This window comes from Micromonospora maris AB-18-032, assembly GCF_000204155.1.
Classification (GTDB): Bacteria; Actinomycetota; Actinomycetes; order Mycobacteriales; family Micromonosporaceae; genus Micromonospora; species Micromonospora gifhornensis.
Window position 1 is genome coordinate 3,417,507 of the sequence record NC_015434.1, and the last position, 16,743, is coordinate 3,434,249.

The window sequence follows — 16,743 nt, forward strand, 5'->3', positions numbered from 1 at the left end:
CCATGGAACAGCCGACCGGCTTCGTCTTCGCCATCGACGCGGTCACCCGACACGTCAATTCCGCTCGGCCGGACGCTCCCGTCCGTCCGGAGCCGCCGCGTACCCCGCGGCTGAGCGGTGCCCGCCATCTCGCCGCCGTGACCCTGCGGCGACTGGCCGACCAGATCCAGCCCGCCCCGCGGACCGTCACGCCGCACTGCACCCGGTAACGGCGGGCAGCACCATCGCCACGCACCGGGGCACGTCGCGCATCACCTGCACCATCGGGTGGTGCGCGGGCCGATCGACCAGGCAGACTGGGCGCTGATGTCGCCGTTCACCCCGCACCTGCGCCTGCACGACCGCTACGTGGTGCGTGAGCGCATCGGCCTCGGCGGCATGTCCGAGGTGTGGCGTGCCGACGACGAGGTGCTCGGGCGGTCCGTCGCGGTGAAGGTGCTCGCCGCCGGCTTCGCCGCCGACCCCGATCTGCGGGCCGCCATCCGCCGCGAGGCCCGTGCCGCGGCCCGGCTCACCCATCCGAACGTCACCCAGGTGTACGACTACGGCGAGGCCGGCCTCGACGGGGCGATCGTGCCGTACCTGGTGATGGAACTGGTGGACGGGCGCAACCTCGCCGACCGGCTCGCGGACGGACCGCTGCCCTGGCCGTCGGCGCTGCGGATGGCCGCCCAGGTCGCCGCCGCGCTGGCCGCCGCCCACCGGATCGGCGTGGTGCACCGCGACATCAAGCCCGGCAACGTCATGCTCACCGAGACCGGCGCCAAGGTGCTGGACTTCGGCATCGCCGCGCTCGCCGGGCCGCTGGCCGCCGGCGCCGGACAGGCCGCCGTCGAACCCATGATGGGTACGCCCGCGTACACCGCTCCCGAGCGGTTGCAGGCCGCCGCGCCGAATCCGGCAAGCGACGTGTACGCGCTCGGCGTGCTGCTCTACCGCGCCCTCACCGGCGACGTGCCGCTGCCCGTGGGCAGCTGGGAGGATGCTCTGGTGGTGCACGCCGACCGCCGGCCGGTGCCGCCGCCGCGGGTGAGTGGGCTGCCCACCGACATCGCCGCTCTGGTGCTGGCCTGCCTGGACCCGGACCCGGTGCGGCGTCCCACCGCCGGTCAGCTCGCCGCCCGGTTCCGTGCCGCCACCGGCCCGGCCGGTCCGTCCACCGCCGTGCTGCCGATCGTCACGCCCCCGACCGGGCCTGCCGAGCCGGTCACCACCGTCACCGCAGCGGCCCCGGGGCATCCGCCGACCCTTGTCGACCGCACCGGCGACTGGTCCGCCGCCGTGGCCGGCGACGTGCACCGGACCGTCCGCTCGCCCCACCGCCCGTACGGTCCCGAGGGACCGCCCGGGTTGCTGCCCCCGGCGGCGTCCCGCCCTGCCCCGGGCCGACCCGGACGCCGGCGCCCCCCGGTCGGTGTACTGGTCGCCGCCGTCCTGGTGCTGCTCGTGGGGTTCGGTGTGCTGCTGGCCCCCGGTGGCGACGACGGGCAGTCCACCGCCGCGCCCGCCAGCACTCCGGCCGTCCCGCCCACATCGGCCACACCGACGGCGAAGCGACCCAGCCCTTCGCCGACGCCGTCCGCCCCGGTGAACCTGCGGGAGTTCGCCACCGAGTTCATCGCGCTGCTCACCGAGGCGCAGCTGACCGACGGCCTCGACGGCAAGGTGGCCGACCGGCTGCGCAAGGACCTCGCCAAGCTCGCCGCGGGCCGCGCCAAGGATCGGCAGAAGCGGATCGAGGACCTGCGCGAGCGCATCGAGAAGGAAACCGAGCAGGGGCGGGTTCCCGCCGATTTCGCCGAGCGGATGGACGAGCTGCTCGACCGGGTCGAGGCCGCCCTGCCGAAGGAGGACTGACCTCAGGTCAGCGTGGCCGGTGCGTACTCGCCGGGGTCGCTGCCGGCGCGGGCCAGCACCGAGCCGTCCGGTGCCCAGATCGCCGAGCGGCCCGCCGTCTCGTGGAAACCGCCACCGGTCGGGCCGGCGAAGCTGGCCACCGCGACGTGCACGCGGTGCGTGGTCGCGATCCGCAGGGCCCGCTCGTCGGGCACCGCCACGTCGGCCGCGGACTCCACCACCGAGGCGAGGTAGACGTCGACGCCCAGGGCGCAGGTGCGGGCCGCGTGTTCCGCCACCCCGGTGTCCTTGCAGATCGCCAACCCGAGCCGCCAACCGTTCACGGCGAGCACGACCGGCTCCGGGCCGGGCGTGAAGCGGCGCGGCTCGTTTCCGCCGAGCCACATCTTGCGGTAAGCCACCCGCACACCGGTGCCGTCGACCGCCAGGGTGGCGATGTGGTCGCCGGCCACCGGCGCGCCGACCAGGGCCAGCGATCCCGCCGCCGCGCAGGCGTCGACCAGCGGGGCCAGCCGAGAATCAGCCGGGTCGACAGGTGCGGCGTCCAACTCGTAGCCGGTCAGGGACAGCTCCGGGAAGACCACCACCCGGGCCGCCGCCGCAGCGACCAGCGCCGCGTGCGCTGCCACGTTCGCGCCGACGTCGTACGCGCGGCACATCGGCTGGGCCACCGCGATCCGCAACGGGACCCGGTCGAATGCAGTCTCCACTGTGACCCAGCCTAGGAGTTCCGGTCGCCAGGAGTCGATACCGACGCAGCGCTATCGGAGTGTAGTTCGTAGGGTGGTAAGGGTGATTCACTTTCCGCGTACCGTCTCCGCTGCCGACCTGCTCAGTCAGTCCGCGCCACCCGAGGACGGGCTGGTCGGCCTCGTCACCGACCTGGTGGAGCGGCTCGGTGGACCGGGCGCGGGCCTCGCCGTCGCGTTGGAGAACCTGTTCCCACCGATTCCCAGCGAGGTGATCCTGCCGCTGGCCGGGTTCGTCGCGGCCCAGGGCCGGATGAGCGTCATCGGCGCGATCTTCTGGACCACCCTCGGTTCGCTGCTGGGTGCCCTGGCGCTCTACTGGATCGGCGCCACCCTGGGACGGGAACGGGTCCGCGCGATCGCCGCCAAGCTGCCGTTGGTGAAGCTCAGCGACATCGACCGGACCGAGGAATGGTTCCTCCGGCACGGGGTGAAGGCTGTCTTCTTCGGCCGGATGATCCCGATCTTCCGGAGCATGATCTCCATCCCGGCCGGCGTGGAGCGGATGCCGTTGCTCACCTTCGCGGTCTACACCACGCTGGGCAGCCTGATCTGGAACACCACATTCGTGCTGGCCGGATACCTGCTCGGGGACAACTGGCACCTGGTCGAGTCGTACGCCGGCATCCTGCAGAACCTGGTCATCGTCGCCTGCGTACTCGGGCTCGTCTGGTTCGTGGTGACCCGGCTGCGTCGGTCCCGGCGCGCCGGCGGCCTGCGGTCCAACGACACCGGGGCCGGGCTGACCGACGCCGAACCGGCCGGCATCCCCGACCCGCACGGCCGCGGCACCATCTACCGCAGCGCCTGGGCCGAGGGGCACCACCCCGACCAGCACCACCGCCCGCACTGATCCCACCCGTCCCGGATCGTGGCAGTCGAACTGCCCGACACGCCGACCGCCGAACAGCTCTGCTGCCACGGCCTGCCGCCCGGTTGATGGTCGGCGGTGGGTCGGTGGTGCAGGATGCGGTCATGGGTGATTGGGAGGACGACGTCGGGGTGGTCGAGTTACCGGGCGGCGTGCGGGTACGCGGACGGCGGGTCGCCGATCCCGCCTCGCCGGCCGACTTCGGGCTGCTGCTCGCGCCCGGACCGACACCGGCCTGGGAGCATCGGCGGGTGCGGTGGCCCGACTTCTGGGTGCCGACGGACCGGGCCGACGCCCTGGACGCGTTGCGGGAGGCGCTGCGCCGCGGGTACGCAGGACAGCGGGTGGAGGTGGCCTGCCGGGGCGGCACCGGGCGTACCGGCACCGCCCTGGCGGCGTTGGCGATCCTCGACGGGCTTCCCGCCGAGCAGGCCGTGGACTGGGTCCGGGCCGCCTACCGCCCCGGCGCCGTGGAAACCCCCTGGCAGCGCCGCTGGCTACGCCGGCTGCCCTGACGGCACCCGGGGGCGTCGAAACGGCCCGGGACGGACGGGCGGAGAACCGTCCATCCGGCCCGGGCCGGTCCCTGCTGCGGGGTCAGCGCGCCGAGCAGGGGCGGGCCAGGTTGACCAGGTTGCCCGGACGGTTGCCGTCGACCCGGCCGATCGCGGTGGCGATCCGGTTGATGGCGGCGACGCGCCGGTCCTCCAGCGGGCCGATCACCGCGTTGCGGACGAAGTTGGGGCCGCCCTCGGGTCGGATCGCCAGCTGCGCCAGCCGGGCGTCGGCCTCGGCGATCTGCTTGTCCAGGTTGGCCAGCTCGCGTTGCACCTCGGCGGCGGCCCGCGCCGGTACGGCCGGCAGCCGGTCGGCGACACTCGGGCAACTCACCCTCTGCGCAACACCACCACCGGCGTTGTTGCCACCACCTGCATTGTTGCCACCGCCCGCATTGTTGTTGCCGCCGGCGTTGGCGTTGCCGCCCGCGTTGCCGGCGTTGCCGTTGAGGGCGCTGCGGGTGCCCGGCGGGTTGAGGCCGCAGGTGGCGAAGCTGGCCAGGTCGGGGCGTTGTCCCCCGACCCGGTTGATGTTGATGCCGATGCGGTCGAGGGCGGCGACGCGCTTGCTGGCCAGCGGGCCGAGAATGGCGTTGTTGATGAAGTTCGCGCCGCCCTGGGGGTTGGCGGCCTGCTGGGCGAGGCGGGCGTTGGCCTCCTCGATCTGCTTGTCGAGGTTGGCCAGTTCCTGCTCGACACCGGCGAGGGCGGCGGCGGGCACGTTGCCGAGCTTGTCCCGTACCGTCGGGCAGTTCGCCGTCTGCGCCGCGGTGCTGGCGCCGTCGTCGGCCGAGGCCAGCGTGAGGCCGGCTCCGAGCAGCGCGACCGCGACCACGCCGACGCCGCCGAGCTTCCAGGCCGCGTGCTTGCGCTGTCCTAGCGTACGCCTGACCATGCATCTCTCCTCATGATTGACCGGCCGGACGGGTCGACGGGGTCGGACACGGCCGGCTGCTGCGCGATGGGTGCCCGGAGGGCGGCCGGCCGCGGCGGTGGATGCGCCTGCCTGCCACGCCTTCCGGGTGTGGCCGGATCCGGTGCGGGAGCGCTCCCGCCGCAGGTCCGAGCGTGGGGTCTGGTTCGCTCGTGGATACGGGGGGCGCGAATGAACGGTTCAACCTGTTCGCCGTGCACCGGCGGACTCGGGGGCGCGCGGGCAGGGATGCGACGGTCGGGATCTTGCCGTTAGGGTGCGTGTTCATGGATTTCCGGGCGCTGGCCACCGTTGTCGCCGTACTCGCGACGGGCATCGTTCCGGTGACTGCGGGTGCGTCGGTGAACACCCAGGGTGCTGCTCCTGTCGCGACGCCCTGCCCGAAGGCGAAGGCGCCGAAGGTGCTCCGGTCACCCCGCCCGACCCCGCCGCCGCCGGTGGCGGAGCACCGCGTCGTCGGCGGGGACGCCCTGGCCACCCCGGGGCTGGTCGTGCCACCGCAGGTGCCGACGCCGCCGAAGGTGACCGCGACCTCGTGGGTGGTGGCCGATCTGGACACCGGGGAGGTGCTGGGCGGTTGTGGGCCGCACGAGTACGCCACCCCGGCCAGCGTGCAGAAGTTGCTGCTGGCCGCGACCATGCTGCCCCGGCTGGACCCCGCCGAGGTCGTCACCATCACCGCTGGTGACCTCGACATCGAGCCGGGCAGTTCGGCGGTGGGGCTGGTGGCCGGCGGCCGGTACCGGATCGAGACGCTCTGGTTGGGACTGCTGCTGCGCTCCGGCAACGAGGTGGCGAACGCGCTGGCCCGCCTCGGTGGCGGTGCGGACGGGATGGCCGGTGGGCTGCGCGCGATGAACGAGCAGGCCCGGCAGCTCGGGGCGTACCAGACCCACGCGGCCACGCCGTCCGGGTTGGACGGTCCGGGGCAGTTCACCAGCGCGTACGACCTGGCCCTGATCGCCCGGGCCTGCTTCGACGACGAGCACTTCCGGCGGTACGTGGCGACTCGGGAGGCGGACATCCCCGCCCAGCCGAAGCAGCGCGCCAAGGGCTTCACCATCGACAACGACAACCAGCTGCTCTACCGCTACCCGGGGGCACTGGGCGGCAAGACCGGCTACACCGACCTGGCCCGGCACACCTACGTCGGGGCCGCCGAGCGCAACGGGCGGCGGCTCGTGGTCACCCTGCTCGGTGCCGACGTGATCGACCAGCGCGGCTGGCAACAGGGCGCGGCGCTGCTCGACTGGGGCTTCGCCCTGCCCCGCGACGCCTCGGTCGGTGTGCTGGTACGCCCCGGCGCCACCACCGCCTCCGCGCCGCCGAGCACGATGCCAGCCCAGGCGCTACCCGGTGGGGCCTCCGGCGGTGAGGCGACCGACCGGCACCCGTTGGCCGATCCGCTCCGGTCGGCCTCGTACGCGCTCCTCGCGGTCGGCCTGACCGTCGGAGTGGGCGCGCTGATCGGCCACCGTCGCCGGCTGCGTGCCGCGGGCCGCGCCCCGACCTCGCGCGGCTGACCAGAAGATGGCGGGCTGGTCGAAGGGGCTGGTGGGGCTGACGGTGGGCCTGGTCACGGTGGCCGGGTGCGGCCGACCCCAGCCCAACCCGCCACCGTCCACGGCCCCGCCACCGTCGCTGCCGGACTTCGTCGTGCTCTCCGACGTGGACCCACGCATCCTGACCGACATCCGGTACGCCGGCCCGCACAACTTCGTCGGCCGGCCCGTCACCGGCTACCCCGAACCGCTCTGCCTGCTCACCACCCAGGCCGCCGAGGCGCTGCGCCGGGTGCAGGACGCCGCCCTGGCCACCGGCCACACCCTCAAGGTGTACGACTGCTACCGCCCGCAGTCGGCCGCCGACGAGTTCGTGGCCTGGGCCCGCCGCCCCGACGAGGAGCAGATGAAGGCCGAGTTCTATCCCCGGGTGGCCAAGTCGGACCTGTTCGACCAGGGCTACCTCGGCGCACCCACCGCGCACAGCCGAGGCAGCACCGTCGACCTCACCCTGGTCGACCTGCCCGCCCGCCAGCAGGCCGGATACCTGCCCGGCCAACCCCTGGTCGCCTGCACCGCCGCCCAGCCGCAGCGCTTCGGTGACAACAGCGTCGACATGGGCACCGGCTTCGACTGCTTCGACCCGCTCGCGCACACCGACTCCGCCCGGGTCAGCCCGACCGCCCGGGAGAACCGGCGGCTGCTGCACCGGTTGATGACCGACGGCGGATTCGTCGGCTACGACCGGGAATGGTGGCACTTCCGCTACCGCGACGAACCCTGGCCGGACACCTACTTCGACCGGCCGGTCGCCCGTTCCTCGGTCGGCTGACCGCCCCGGTCGGCCAGGGGCAGCCAGGCGAGCACGTCGGCGATCTTCGCATCCCAGTACGCCCAGTCGTGCTCGCCGGGGGAGAAGTCCACGGTCAGCGGCAGTCCTACCGACCGGGCCCGCTCGACGAACCGCACGTTGTCCTCGTACAGGAAATCCTCGGTGCCGCAGGCGACGTAGAGCGGGGGTGCGGCAGCGGCCGAGTCCAGCAGGGTGAGCAGATCGTCGTCGGTGCCGCGCACCGGGCGGTCACCGAAGGCGGTGTGCCACACCCGCGGATCGATCGGGCGGGTCGGGTGCTCGGCGCGGAAGGCGAGGTCGAGCGCGCCGGAGAGGCTCGCCACGGCGGCGAACCGGTCCGGTTCGCGAAGCGCCCATTTCACCGCGCCGTAGCCACCCATCGACAGCCCGGCCACGAAGGTGTCCTCCCGGCGGGCGGAGAGGCGGAAGAAACCGTGGCACAGCTGCGGCAGTTCCTCACGCAGGAACGTCCAGTACCGGTTGCCGTGTTCCTCGTCGGCGTAGAAGCTCCGCCCGACCTGCGGCATCACCACCGCCAGACCGAGCGGTGCGACGTACCGTTCGATGGCGGTACGGCGCAGCCAGATGGTGTCGTCGTCGCTGAGCCCGTGCAACAGGTACAGCACCGGCGGGTCGCCGGGGACGTCCGCGCCGGTCAGCCCGATCTGCGACTCGGTCCGCTGCGGCAGGATCACGGTCATCGACGTGCTGAGGCCGAGCGTCTCGGCGAAGAAGTCACAACGGATCAGCGCCATAGCGGTCCAATCTAACGATTCCGGAGCCGAGGCATCGACCGACACCACAACGCGGACCCGTCGGGTGTGTGCCGCGCTCATGTCGCCGGTGACCTGGATCACGCTAGCGTCGTCGTACGCCGACATCACCGCCGGCGCTCACCTCGTACCAGGGAGAGCGTCATGCTGAAACCCGCCCTGCGACTGCTTGCCGGAGCCCTCGCGGTACTGCTGATCGCCCCCACGGCACCCGCGTCCGCCGCGCCCACTGTGCACACCAGGACCCCCGTCTCCGCGAGCCTGTCGACGTACCGCGTCTCCGGCGTGTACGTCGCCGGCGTCTCCTCCGGGGCCTATCTGGCGACACAACTGCAGGTGGCCTACTCGCAGCGGATCAGGGGAGCGGCGCTGTTCGCGGCCGGCCCGTACTACTGCGCTCAGAACAACGTCGCCCAGGCGCTCTACGGCTGCGGCGACAACCTCTACCCGACGTACCTGAGCGCCCTGCAGACCTACACCCGGACCTGGGCCGGCTACGGCTGGATCGACCCGGTCAGCGGGTTGTCCGGCGAACCGGTCTACGTCTTCCACGGTCGGTCCGACACCACGGTCAAGCGGTCGGTCGCCGACGACCTGGTCCGCTACCAGCAGCACTTCGGCGCCAGCGTGCAGTACGACAACACCTCGCCCGCCGGGCACGGCTGGGTCACTCCGTACGGGACGGTCGGCTGCTCGGGCACGGCGGCGCCGTACCTCAACGACTGCGGCACCGACCCGCAGAACGCCTTCCTGCGCAAGCTGTTCGGCTCGGTGCAGCCGCCGAACACCGGGCCGCTCGGCGGCACGCTGGTGCGGTTCAGCCAGCACACCTTCGCCCCCGGCGGGCGGGCCGGTGCCGCGAGCATGGACGCCAACGGGTTCGCCTACGTCCCGGCGTCCTGCGCGGCCGGCACCACCTGCCGCCTGCTCGTCGCCCTGCACGGCTGCCTCCAGGGCCACAGCCGGGTCGGTACCGCCTTCGTGGACCGGGCCAACCTCAACCAGTACGCCGACACCAACGCGATGATCGTGCTCTACCCGCAGGCCGTCACCGCCGCCGCCAACCCGAACGGGTGCTGGGACTGGTGGGGCTACCTCGGGGCGACGAACTATCCCATCAAGGGCGGCGCCCAGGTGGAAACCGTGATGAACATGATCCGACGGCTGGGCGGGTGATGTCGGCCGACGCCGACCCGTAGGCTGTCGGCCATGACTGCCGTACGTCGATACCTGAGTGACGCACGGTGGCTGGCGCAGCCGGCCCCAGCGCGCGTGCCGAGGTCAGCGGCCCGGTGAGGGATGCGCAGGTGCCGGCCCAGCGAAGCGGGCCGGTCGATCCGTCGCGGACCAGGCTGGCCGACGCGTGCGCCCGGATTTCCCACTCCCGTCCGTTCGAGCTAGCCATCGTCGCGGTGATCCTGGCCAACGGCGCGGTGCTCGGCCTGGAGACCTACCCCGACCTGGGTGCGGCGGGCACCGCGCTGCATGCCGTCGAGTGGGTCTTCCGGGTGATATTTGTCATCGAGATCGCCATCCGGCTGCTGGCCTACGGCCGCCGACCGCAGGACTTCTTCCGGCAGGGCTGGAACGTCTTCGACTTCCTGGTGATCGCGGCGATATTCGTGCCGGTGCTGCACGGCGACTCGGCGCTGTTGCGCGTCGTACGGGTGCTGCGCATGGTGCGTCTGGTGCGGTTCTCGCCCGGCCTGCGCACGATAGTCGCGGCGCTGTGGCGCAGTCTGCCCGGTATCGGCGGCTTCTTCGCCCTGGCCGTGGTGACCCTCTACGTCTACGGCATGGCCGGTTGGCTGATCTTCGGCAAGGTCTACCCCGAGGAGTACGGGGACATCGGACGGTCCCTGTTGACCCTGTTCGTGCTGCTGTCCCTGGAGACCCTGCCCGACCTCATCGAGCAGGGGATGGAGGTGTCGCCGTGGACGGTGCTCTACTACGCCAGCTTCGTGGTGATCACGGTCAACCTGCTGTTGAACATCCTGATCGCCGTCTTCGTCAACTCCATGGAGGAGGCCCGCCGGTTGGAGATGACCGAAGGGCTCGCTCCGGGCTACGACTCCGACGGCGACGGGGTTCCCGACGAGGTGGACCGCATCGCGATCAGTCAACGCCTCGACGATCTGCGCACCCTCATCGTCGAGTTGGAACGCGAGTTGCGGATCGACCGCGACGACGGAAGGGGACGCCGGGTGTCCAAGGACTGAAGGGATGTTCGTGATCGAAGGGGCCCGCTGACCGTCAGCGGGTTTGCGCCGTACTGCCAACGGTGAAACGGCGGTGAACTCCGCCGTCGTTCTGAGTGCTCTGTCGCCGGACACACCTTTGATCCAATTCACGGCAGATGCAGATGGCGGTCCTTACCGGATAAGGTCGTTGCACCGACTGATGATCTCCCGAGGAGGGTGTGTGCTGGTTCTGGTGGCGGTCCATGCGCTGACAGCCGTGATCGCCCCGGCGCTGGTGCGACTCTGGGGACGGCACGCCCTCTACGTGGTCGCGTTGGTCCCTGGAGCGACGCTGGCGTGGGCGCTGACACACACCGGTGAGGTCCGCTCCGGCGAGCCCGTGGTCGAGACGCTGACCTGGGTGCCGCAACTCGATCTGGAAATCGCGTTGCGGATGGGCACGCTGTCCTGGTTGATGGTGGTGCTGGTCGGTGGCGTGGGTGCCCTGGTGCTGGCCTACAGCGCCCGCTACTTCCGCTCCGACGACCCCGGCCTGGGCCGCTTCGTCGCGGTGTTCGTGGCCTTCGCCGGTGCGATGCTCGGCCTGGTGGTCTCCGACGACCTGCTGCTGCTGTACGTGTTCTGGGAGCTGACCACCGTCTTCTCCTACCTGCTGATCGGCTACGACCCGGCGAAGCGGGCCAGTCGCCGCGCCGCCATGCAGGCCTTGCTGGTGACCACGCTGGGCGGCCTGGCGATGCTCGCCGGGTTCGTCATGCTCGGCCAGCACGCCGGCAGCTACCGCTGGTCCGTCGTCGCCGAGAACCTGCCCGGCGGCGGCTACCTGGCGGTCGCCCTGGTGCTGATCTTGCTGGGCGCGTTGAGCAAGTCGGCGATCTTCCCGTTCAGCTTCTGGTTGCCGGGCGCCATGGCCGCGCCGACACCGGTCAGCGCGTACCTGCACGCGGCGGCCATGGTCAAAGCGGGCGTCTTCCTGGTCGCCCTGATGGGCCCCGCCGTCGCGGAGGTCACCCCGTGGCGGCCGGTGCTGCTCGTCGGTGGCCTGATCACCATGTTCCTCGGCGGCTGGTCGGCGTTGCGTCAGGTCGACCTCAAGCTGCTGCTGGCGTACGGCACGGTCAGCCAGCTCGGCCTGCTCATGGTGATCCTCGGTGCCGGCACCCGGGACGCCGCCCTGGCCGGCGTGGCGATGGTGCTGGCCCACGCCCTGTTCAAAGCCACCCTGTTCCTCACCGTCGGCATCATCGACCACGCCACCGGCACCCGTGACCTGCGGGAACTCAGCGGCGTCGGGCGTCGCGCCCCCGCCCTGGCCGTGGTGGCGGGGCTCGCCGCGGCCTCGATGGCCGGTCTGCCGCCGATGGCCGGGTTCGTCGCCAAAGAGGCTGCGGTCGAGGCGCTGCTGCACGGTGGTTCCGCAGAACTGGCGGTGCTCGCCGGTGTGATCTTCGGCTCAGCGCTGACCGTGGCGTACACCCTGCGCTACCTGTGGGGCGCCTTCGCCGACAAGCCCGGCGTCGAGCCCACCACGGTCCGGCCGGTGTCCTGGGCGATCCTCACCCCGGCCGCCGTACTGGCCGTCGCCGGTGTCGCCGTCGGCGTCCTCGCCCCGGCGGTGGACCGCCTGCTGGCCCCGTACGCCGACCTGTACCGCTCCGCCGAACCCGGCTACCACCTGGCGTTGTGGCACGGCCTCACCCCGGCGCTCGGCCTGTCCGTGCTGGCCGTGGCGGGTGGTGCCGGCCTGTTCGACCTGATGCGCCGCGAGCGGGTCCGGGCCACCATGCGGCTGCCGTTCGACGGTGCCGTGGCGTACAAGAAGTGCATCAACGCCATCGACCGGCTCGCGGTCGAGCTGACCGGTCGGACCCAGCGTGGTTCGCTGCCGTTCTACCTCGGCGTCATCCTGGTGGTGATGGTCGTGTTGCCGGGTGGTGCGCTGCTGGCCGGCAGCCCCTGGCCACAGCGCTTCCATCTGTGGGACACCCCGTTGCAGGGAGTCGCCGCCGCCATGGTGGTGATCGCCGCCGTGATGGCCGCCCGCGCCCTGCGTCGGCTCACCGCGATGATCCTGGTCGGCGTGGCCGGCTACGGCATCGCGCTGATGTTCATCCTGCACGGCGCACCCGATCTGGCGTTGACCCAGTTCCTGGTGGAGACCGTCACGATCGTGATGTTCGTGCTGGTGCTGCGTCGGCTGCCGGCGAAGTTCTCCGAACGCCCGATCCGTTCCAGCCGGCGTGGCCGGGTCGCGATCGGGGTGGCCGTCGGCGCCGTCACCGCTGGCATGGCCTACGTGGCGGCCGGTGCCCGCCAGGCCGTTCCGATCTCCGTCGACTTCCCCGACGAGGCGGTCTCCTACGGCGGCGGCAAGAACGTGGTCAACGTGACCCTTGTCGACATCCGGGCCTGGGACACCATGGGTGAGATCGCGGTGCTGGTGGTGGCCGCGACCGGTGTGGCCAGCCTGATCTTCCGCCATGCCCGCGACCTCGGCCGCCGCGGCGACATCCCCGGCGACGGGCCGACCGAGTACAACCGGCCCCGCTGGTTGACCACCGGCGCCACCGCCCGGTCGCAGTCGGTCATCCTCCAGGTGATCACCCGGCTGCTGTTCCACGCCATCGTGCTGTTCTCCATCTACCTGCTGTTCAGTGGCCACAACGCCCCCGGTGGTGGCTTCGCCGCCGGTCTGGTCGCCGGTCTGGCCCTGGCCGTGCGGTACCTGGCCGGTGGTCGTACCGAGCTCAACGGCGCCGCACCCGTCGACGCCGGCGTGGTGCTCGGTGCCGGGCTGTTCGTGGCCGTCGGCACCGGCGTGGCCGCCATGTTGCTCGGCGGGGAGTTCCTGCAGAGCGCCCTGCTCGACTTCCACCTACCGGTGCTGGGTCACATCCACTTCGTCACGTCGGCCTTCTTCGACGTCGGTGTCTACCTGATCGTCGTCGGCCTGGTGCTGGACATCCTGCGCAGCCTCGGCGCGGAGATGGACCGCCAACACGAGACCGAGGGCGACGAGGTACGGGAAAAGGAGCTGGTGTGAGCCCCAACCTCACCTACGTCATCGTGGTCGGCGTGCTCGTCGCCGCCGGCGTGACGCTGCTGCTGGAACGCAGCCTCACCCGGGTGCTGATGGGCGTCATCCTGCTCGGCAACGGCGCGAACCTGCTGCTGCTCACCGGTGGGCGGGCCGGTGCCCCGCCGATCGTCGGCAGCGCCCCGCATGAGGAGATGAGCGATCCACTGCCGCAGGCGATGATCCTCACCGCCATCGTGATCACCCTGGGCATGACCGCCTTCCTGCTCGCCCTGGCGTACCGCAGTTGGCACCTCAACGGGCACGACGAGGTGCAGGACGACGTCGAGGACCGCCGGATCATGGACCTCGCGGACCGCGACGAGGTACCCGACGACGACGTCGACGGCGACGACGACGAGGAATCACCGACAACGGACGAGCGGCAGCTGTCCACCACGGCGAAGGGAGGGCGGGCCGGATGACGTTCCTCGTACCGCTGCCGGTGGTGATGCCACTGCTCGGCGCGGCCCTGACCCTGCTGCTGCTCGGGCGTCCCCGCGCCCAGCGATGGGTGAGCCTCACCGTCCTCGCCGCCACCGTCGCGGTGGCCGCGATGCTGCTGATCCAGTCCAGCCTGCACGGGCCGCTGGTGGTGGAGGTCGGCGGCTGGGTCGCCCCGCTGGGCATCGTACTGGTGGCCGACCAGCTCGCCGCGTTGATGCTTGTGGTCTCCGCCGCAGTGACCCTGTGCGTGCTGGTGTACTCCATCGGGCAGGGTATGGCCGACGGCGACGAGGAGACTCCGCTGTCGGTCTACCACCCCACCTACCTGGTGTTGACCGCCGGCGTGTGCAACGCCTTCCTCTCCGGCGACCTGTTCAACCTCTACGTCGGCTTCGAGATCCTGCTGGTGGCCAGCTACGTGCTGCTCACCCTGGGCAGCACCGAGACCCGGATCCGGGCGGGCACCACCTACGTCGTGGTCAGCCTGCTTTCGTCGGTGATCTTCCTGGTCGCCATCGGTCTGGTGTACGCCTCGACCGGCACGCTCAACCTGGCCCAGCTCGCCGACCGGCTCGACGCCCTCCCCGACGACATCCGGCTGCTGTTGCAGGGCATGCTGCTGCTCGCCTTCGGCATCAAGGCAGCGGTGTTCCCGCTGTCGGCCTGGTTGCCGGACAGCTATCCCACCGCACCCGCCCCGGTCACCGCGGTCTTCGCCGGCCTGCTGACCAAAGTCGGTGTGTACGCGATCATCCGTACCGAGACGCTGCTGTTCCCCGGCGGCCGGGTCGCGACCCTGATGCTGGTGACGGCGGTGCTGACCATGGTGGTCGGCATCCTCGGCGCGGTCGCCCAGTCCGACATCAAGCGATTGTTGTCCTTCACACTGATCAGCCACATCGGTTACATGCTCTTCGGTGTCGGGCTCACCTCGTCCCTCGGACTGTCCGCGGCGATCTTCTACGTGGTGCACCACATCACCATCCAGACCACCCTGTTCCTCGCCGCCGGACTTGTCGAACGAAGAGGTGGCACCACCGCCATGGACCGCCTCGGCGGCCTGGCCCGGCTGTCGCCGATCCTCGCCGTGCTGTTCTTCGTCCCGGCGTTGAATCTCGCCGGCATCCCACCGTTCTCCGGCTTCCTCGGCAAGCTCGGCCTGGTCCAGGCCGGCATAGACGACGGTGGTGCGCTGGCCTGGATCCTGGTCGCCGGCGGCCTGGTCACCAGCCTGCTCACCCTGTACGCGGTGGCCCGGGTGTGGAACCTGGCCTTCTGGCGGGCGCCGCACCCGGAGATGCCGGCGGCCGACGACGCCGAGCAGGCGGCCCGCACCGAGGGGGCGGTGCAACCGCAGCAGTCCCTCGCCACCGCGCAGACCGGCGCCGTGCTCCCCGGTCTGATGATCGCGCCGACGGTGGCCCTGGTGGTCTTCGGCCTGGTGCTGACGCTGGTGGCCGGCCCGTTGTTCGACCTGAGCAGCGATGCCGCCAACGACCTGCTGCAACGCACGCCGTACGTCGACGCCGTCTTCCCGGGAGGTGCGCCGTGAGGCCTGACCCGATGACCCCGGCGGAGCCGACCGAGCCGCCGAACAGCGCACCACTGACCCCGGCTGCCCGGCGTCGTAACCGGATCACTGCGGTGATCTTCCTGGTGGTCGTCTGGATGTTGCTCTGGGGCACGCTGTCGTGGGCCAACCTGATCAGTGGGCTGGTGGTGGCCGCCGTCCTGCTGGCGGTCTTCCCGTTGCCGCCGGTGACCTTCGCGGGGCGGATCCACCCGCTGGGTACGGCCCGGTTCCTGCTGCGCTTCCTGAGCGACCTCGTCGTCGCCTCCGTGCAGATCGCCTGGATGGCGCTGCGTCCCGGGCACGTGCCGCACAGCGCCATCATCGCGGTGCGCCTGCGGGTGAACACCGACCTCAACCTCACCCTCGCGGCGGAGGCGCTGTCGCTGGTGCCGGGCAGCCTGATCCTGGAGGCCGACCGCACCACCGGCACCCTGTTCATCCACGTCATCAACGTCGACAGCCTGGACGAGGTGGAGAAGTTCCGGCGCGGGGTGCTGAAGTTGGAGGAGCGCATCGTCGCCGCCATCGGCTCGCCGGACGAACAACGTCGCGTCCGTGAACGTCCACCGCCACCGCTAGACCTGGAAGGGGCAGCGGCATGACCATCGTCGCCGTGACCGTCACCGCGCTGCTCGCCGTGGCCGGCGCACTCACCCTCACCCGGATCATCCGTGGTCCGTCGATCCTGGACCGTGCGGTGGCCACCGACGTGCTGCTGGCCATCATCGTCGCGGCCATCGCCACCGAGGCCGCCTACAGCAAGGACGCCACCGCGCTTCCGGTGCTGGTGGTGCTCGCGGTCCTCGGGTTCGTCGGCTCGGTCAGCGTCGCCCGCTTCGCCGCCCGGAGAAACGACAAATGAGCCTGGACGCCGTACTCGACATCGTCGCCGCCGTCTGCCTGATCAGCGGTGCCCTGCTGAGCCTCGCCGCCGGCATGGCCCTGGTGCGCTTCCCCGACCTGCTCGCCCGCATGCACGCCGCGGCCAAGCCGCAGGTCCTCGGGTTGCTGCTGGTGCTGCTCGGCTGTGGCCTGCGGCTGCGCACCGGCGTGGACATCACCACCCTGGTGCTGATCGGGGTCTTCCAACTGGCCACCGCCCCGGTAGCCGCCCACATGGTCGGCCGCGCCGCCTACCCGCACGACGACATCCGCACCGACCTGCTCCTCACCGACGAGCTGGCCCCCCACCTCGACCGCCTCTCCACCACCACCCCCCCAACCCCAACCCCCTGACGCCCCAATATCCATTGCCGCCCTCCCCACCCCCTCATACCCTCTCTCCCAGCCCGCCGCGCACCTCACCCACGCTCACCACGGCGCGCCGATCTTGCACTTTCTGCCCGGGCA

General features: G+C 71.4%; 17 protein-coding genes. 14 read left to right on the top strand and 3 right to left on the bottom strand.

The annotated features are described in order from the left end of the window. Window positions 1–2 precede the first annotated feature (2 nt). Window positions 3–209 carry a hypothetical protein gene (locus VAB18032_RS15155; RefSeq protein ID WP_013733739.1) on the top strand — a complete coding sequence of 69 codons (207 nt, stop codon included), beginning with the start codon at window positions 3–5 and terminating at the stop codon, window positions 207–209. A 61-nt stretch (window positions 210–270) separates the two neighbouring features. Beyond that, on the top strand, window positions 271–1,857 hold the full coding sequence (locus VAB18032_RS15160) for a serine/threonine-protein kinase (protein WP_232510810.1): 1,587 nt from the start codon (window positions 271–273) through the stop codon (window positions 1,855–1,857). A gap of 2 nt (window positions 1,858–1,859) precedes the next feature. Here VAB18032_RS15160 and VAB18032_RS15165 read toward each other — a convergent pair whose 3' ends face one another. After that, window positions 1,860–2,567, bottom strand: coding sequence for a carbon-nitrogen hydrolase family protein (locus tag VAB18032_RS15165; protein WP_013733741.1), 708 nt, complete (start codon window positions 2,565–2,567; stop codon window positions 1,860–1,862). A gap of 82 nt (window positions 2,568–2,649) precedes the next feature. Between VAB18032_RS15165 and VAB18032_RS15170 the strand changes: the two genes are divergently transcribed. After that, complete coding sequence (locus tag VAB18032_RS15170; RefSeq protein ID WP_013733742.1) at window positions 2,650–3,459, top strand: DedA family protein; 810 nt, start codon at window positions 2,650–2,652, stop codon at window positions 3,457–3,459. 122 nt (window positions 3,460–3,581) lie between these two features. Then, on the top strand, window positions 3,582–3,992 hold the full coding sequence (locus VAB18032_RS15175; RefSeq protein ID WP_013733743.1) for a protein-tyrosine phosphatase family protein: 411 nt from the start codon (window positions 3,582–3,584) through the stop codon (window positions 3,990–3,992). Between the two features lie 82 nt (window positions 3,993–4,074). On the opposite strand, the gene VAB18032_RS15180 is transcribed toward VAB18032_RS15175, so the two are convergent. Then, entirely contained in the window at window positions 4,075–4,929 is an 855-nt protein-coding gene (locus VAB18032_RS15180; RefSeq protein WP_013733744.1) for a hypothetical protein, read from the bottom strand. Window positions 4,930–5,234: 305 nt separating this feature from the next. Between VAB18032_RS15180 and VAB18032_RS15185 the strand changes: the two genes are divergently transcribed. Both VAB18032_RS15185 and VAB18032_RS15190 read left to right on the top strand, forming a co-directional pair. Next, entirely contained in the window at window positions 5,235–6,491 is a 1,257-nt protein-coding gene (locus VAB18032_RS15185) for a D-alanyl-D-alanine carboxypeptidase family protein (protein WP_043724366.1), read from the top strand. A 7-nt stretch (window positions 6,492–6,498) separates the two neighbouring features. Continuing rightward, window positions 6,499–7,302, top strand: a complete 804-nt coding sequence (locus VAB18032_RS15190) for a M15 family metallopeptidase (RefSeq protein ID WP_050814752.1) — start codon at window positions 6,499–6,501, stop codon at window positions 7,300–7,302. Here VAB18032_RS15190 and VAB18032_RS15195 read toward each other — a convergent pair. Beyond that, window positions 7,263–8,078 (bottom strand): alpha/beta hydrolase, encoded by an 816-nt coding sequence (locus VAB18032_RS15195; protein ID WP_013733747.1) that lies wholly within the window; start codon window positions 8,076–8,078, stop codon window positions 7,263–7,265. The genes VAB18032_RS15190 and VAB18032_RS15195 overlap by 40 nt on opposite strands. A gap of 162 nt (window positions 8,079–8,240) precedes the next feature. Here VAB18032_RS15195 and VAB18032_RS15200 point away from each other — a divergent pair, with 162 nt between their 5' ends. From VAB18032_RS15200 to mnhG, 8 genes are all read left to right on the top strand, one after another. Further along, the gene (locus tag VAB18032_RS15200) at window positions 8,241–9,272 is read left to right on the top strand and encodes an extracellular catalytic domain type 2 short-chain-length polyhydroxyalkanoate depolymerase (RefSeq protein ID WP_013733748.1); all 1,032 of its coding nucleotides are present in this window, start codon (window positions 8,241–8,243) and stop codon (window positions 9,270–9,272) included. A gap of 131 nt (window positions 9,273–9,403) precedes the next feature. Continuing rightward, complete coding sequence (locus tag VAB18032_RS15205; protein WP_013733749.1) at window positions 9,404–10,315, top strand: ion transporter; 912 nt, start codon at window positions 9,404–9,406, stop codon at window positions 10,313–10,315. A 202-nt stretch (window positions 10,316–10,517) separates the two neighbouring features. Beyond that, the gene (locus tag VAB18032_RS15210) at window positions 10,518–13,340 is read left to right on the top strand and encodes a Na+/H+ antiporter subunit A (protein WP_013733750.1); all 2,823 of its coding nucleotides are present in this window, start codon (window positions 10,518–10,520) and stop codon (window positions 13,338–13,340) included. Next, window positions 13,337–13,798: a Na(+)/H(+) antiporter subunit C gene (locus tag VAB18032_RS15215; protein ID WP_013733751.1), complete on the top strand. Its 462-nt coding sequence runs from the start codon at window positions 13,337–13,339 to the stop codon at window positions 13,796–13,798. The genes VAB18032_RS15210 and VAB18032_RS15215 overlap by 4 nt, the downstream gene beginning before the upstream one ends. After that, window positions 13,795–15,372: a Na+/H+ antiporter subunit D gene (locus VAB18032_RS15220; RefSeq protein WP_013733752.1), complete on the top strand. Its 1,578-nt coding sequence runs from the start codon at window positions 13,795–13,797 to the stop codon at window positions 15,370–15,372. The genes VAB18032_RS15215 and VAB18032_RS15220 overlap by 4 nt, the downstream gene beginning before the upstream one ends. Next, on the top strand, window positions 15,369–15,995 hold the full coding sequence (locus tag VAB18032_RS15225) for a Na+/H+ antiporter subunit E (RefSeq protein ID WP_232510811.1): 627 nt from the start codon (window positions 15,369–15,371) through the stop codon (window positions 15,993–15,995). Before VAB18032_RS15220 ends, VAB18032_RS15225 begins: the two co-directional genes overlap by 4 nt. Continuing rightward, window positions 15,992–16,255 carry a monovalent cation/H+ antiporter complex subunit F gene (locus tag VAB18032_RS15230; protein WP_013733754.1) on the top strand — a complete coding sequence of 88 codons (264 nt, stop codon included), beginning with the start codon at window positions 15,992–15,994 and terminating at the stop codon, window positions 16,253–16,255. The genes VAB18032_RS15225 and VAB18032_RS15230 overlap by 4 nt, the downstream gene beginning before the upstream one ends. Beyond that, window positions 16,252–16,629, top strand: a complete 378-nt coding sequence (gene mnhG, locus VAB18032_RS15235) for a monovalent cation/H(+) antiporter subunit G (RefSeq protein WP_013733755.1) — start codon at window positions 16,252–16,254, stop codon at window positions 16,627–16,629. Before VAB18032_RS15230 ends, mnhG begins: the two co-directional genes overlap by 4 nt. Window positions 16,630–16,743: the final 114 nt, after the last annotated feature.